This window comes from Burkholderia sp. E168m23 (assembly GCF_016586125.1).
GTDB classification, from domain to species: domain Bacteria; phylum Pseudomonadota; class Gammaproteobacteria; order Burkholderiales; family Burkholderiaceae; genus Burkholderia; species Burkholderia orbicola.
Genome location: NZ_BCPP01001068.1, coordinates 1 through 2,256 on the forward strand (window position 1 = coordinate 1; position 2,256 = coordinate 2,256).

At 68.4% G+C, this 2,256-nt stretch carries 3 protein-coding genes; 2 read left to right on the forward strand and 1 reads right to left on the reverse strand.

Annotated elements, in window-relative coordinates; translation table 11 throughout:
* A partial coding sequence (locus JMF90_RS34100; protein WP_201326071.1) for a MerR family transcriptional regulator occupies positions 1–277 on the reverse strand: 277 nt, incomplete at its 3' end.
* Positions 278–356: 79 nt separating this feature from the next.
* Between JMF90_RS34100 and JMF90_RS34105 the strand changes: the two genes are divergently transcribed.
* Positions 357–1,466 (forward strand): efflux RND transporter periplasmic adaptor subunit, encoded by a 1,110-nt coding sequence (locus JMF90_RS34105; protein ID WP_374039673.1) that lies wholly within the window; start codon positions 357–359, stop codon positions 1,464–1,466.
* 106 nt (positions 1,467–1,572) lie between these two features.
* Positions 1,573–2,256, forward strand: a 684-nt coding sequence (locus tag JMF90_RS34110; RefSeq protein ID WP_201326072.1) for an efflux RND transporter permease subunit, incomplete at its 3' end; no start/stop codon positions are given.

The following is a 2,256-nucleotide window of genomic DNA, read 5'->3' on the forward strand; positions in this document are numbered from 1 at the left end:
GCTGCCAGTCCTTGTTGCTGGGCGCGGCGTCCTCGGGCAGGCTGACGAGCTGTTCGGCGATTTCGTCGAGCGAATAGCCGATCTTCTGCGCGAACACGATGAATGCGATCAGCCGCAGCACCGCACGCGAATAGTGGCGATGGCTCGAGCCGTTGCGGTGCGACTTGATCAACCCGCGCATCTCGTAGAAACGCAGCGTCGACGCCGGCACGCCGCTGCGCGCGGCCACTTCGCGGATCGACATCAGCGGCCATTGCGGGGTTTCCTGGATACCCATGACGCCCTCCGGGAAAGCTTGACTTGAAGTTAACTTCAACTTTTATGCTACGCGGCAGTTTAACCCGTCGCGAGGCATCATGCTCTCCTTTTCCCTACGCAGAACCTCGCCATTGGGCGCGGCCTGCGCCCTGTTGCTGGCGTTGTCGGGCTGTCACGACGGCAAAGGCACATCGTCGGCCCAGCCGCTTCCCGAAGTGGGCGTCGCCACCGTCGCGCCGCGTACCATCCGCCTCGCGGACGAATTCAACGGGCGCGTCGAAGCGGTGGACGCCGTCGAACTGCGGCCGCGCGTGAGCGGCTACCTGCAGCGTGTCGCGTACAAGGAGGGCGACGTGGTCGCGCAGGGCGCGTTGCTGTTCGAGATCGATCCGCGCCCGTACCGGATCGCGCTCGACCGGGCGAATGCGCAGCAGCAGCGCGCCCGCGCGGCCGCGAGCCTCGCGAACGTGCAGTTGAAGCGCGTGCAGACGCTGATCGACGCGCATGCGACGTCGCAGGAAGAACTCGACAACGCGCGCGCCACCGCGGAGCAGGCGCGTGCCGATCTGCAGGCGGCCGATGCGGCCGTGGCCGACGCGAAGCTCAATCTCGGCTTCACCGAAGTGCGCGCGCCGATCGCGGGCCGGGTCGGCCGTGCGGTCGCGACCGTCGGCAACCTCGCGCGGGCGGACGACACGCTGCTGACGACCGTCGTGTCGCAGGACCCCGTCTACGTGTATTTCGATTGCGACGAGCAAAGCTACCTGCGCTACAACGCGCGGCGCGCCGATCCGACGCATCGCGCGATCGGCGCCGATCCGGTGCGCGTCGGCCTCGCGAACGAGACGGGCTTCCCGCATGCGGGCACCGTCGATTTCCTCGACAACCGGCTCGATCCGCAAACCGGCACGATCCGCGCCCGCGTGCGGCTGCCGAATGCGGACCATACGTTCACGCCGGGCCTCTATGCGCGCGTGCAGCTCGTCAGCGGCCGCGACCAGGACGCTTTGCTGGTCGACGACAAGGCGGTGCTGACCGACCAGGACCGCAAGTACGTATACGTGATCGGCCCGGGCGACAAGGCGCTGCGCCGCGACGTGACGATCGGCCGCGAACTCGACGGCGAGCGGATCGTCGAGAAGGGGTTGCAGTCGGGCGACCGCGTGGTGGTGGACGGCGTGCAGCGCATCTACTATCCGGGCGCGTAGGTGAAGCCGAAGGCGCTGCCCGCACGCGCCGCGGCGGACCCCGGCGCCGGCACGCAGGCCGTGGCCGATGCCGGCGCGCCTGCCGCGCACTGACGGGAGCGAGACGATGGATTTCTCCCGCTTCTTCATCGACCGGCCGATCTTCGCGGTCGTGCTGTCGATCGTCATCTTCGCGCTCGGCCTGATCTCGATTCCGATGCTGCCGGCCGGCGAATATCCGGAAGTCGTGCCGCCGAGCGTCGTCGTGCGCGCGACGTACCCGGGCGCGAATCCGAAGGAAATCGCCGAGTCGGTGGCCGAACCGCTGGAAGAGGCGATCAACGGCGTCGAAGGCATCATGTACATGAAGTCGGTTGCCGGGTCGGACGGCAGCCTGCAGGTCGTCGTCACGTTCCTGCAGGGCGTCGATCCCGATACGGCCGCCGTGCGCGTGCAGAACCGCGTGAGCCAGGCGCTGTCGCGCCTGCCCGACGAGGTGCGCCAGTACGGCGTGACCACGCAGAAGCAGTCGCCCACGCCGCTGATGTACGTGAGCCTCTATTCGCCTGACAACAGCCGCGATTCGCTGTACCTGCGCAACTACCTGACGCTGCACGTGAAGGACGAACTGTCGCGGCTCACCGGCATCGGCGACGTCGGCGTGTACGGCTCCGGCGACTACGCGATGCGGCTGTGGCTCGACCCGAACCGGCTCGCGTCGCGCGGGCTGACCGCGAGCGACGTGATCGCGGCCGTGCGCGAGCAGAACGTGCAGGTGTCGGCCGGCCAGCTCGGCGCGGAGCCGTCGCCG

Coding starts and splice junctions, on each gene's coding strand:
- JMF90_RS34105 (WP_374039673.1), top strand. CDS start 357: ATGCTCTCCTTTTCCCTACGCAGAACCTCGCCATTGGGCGCGGCCTGC.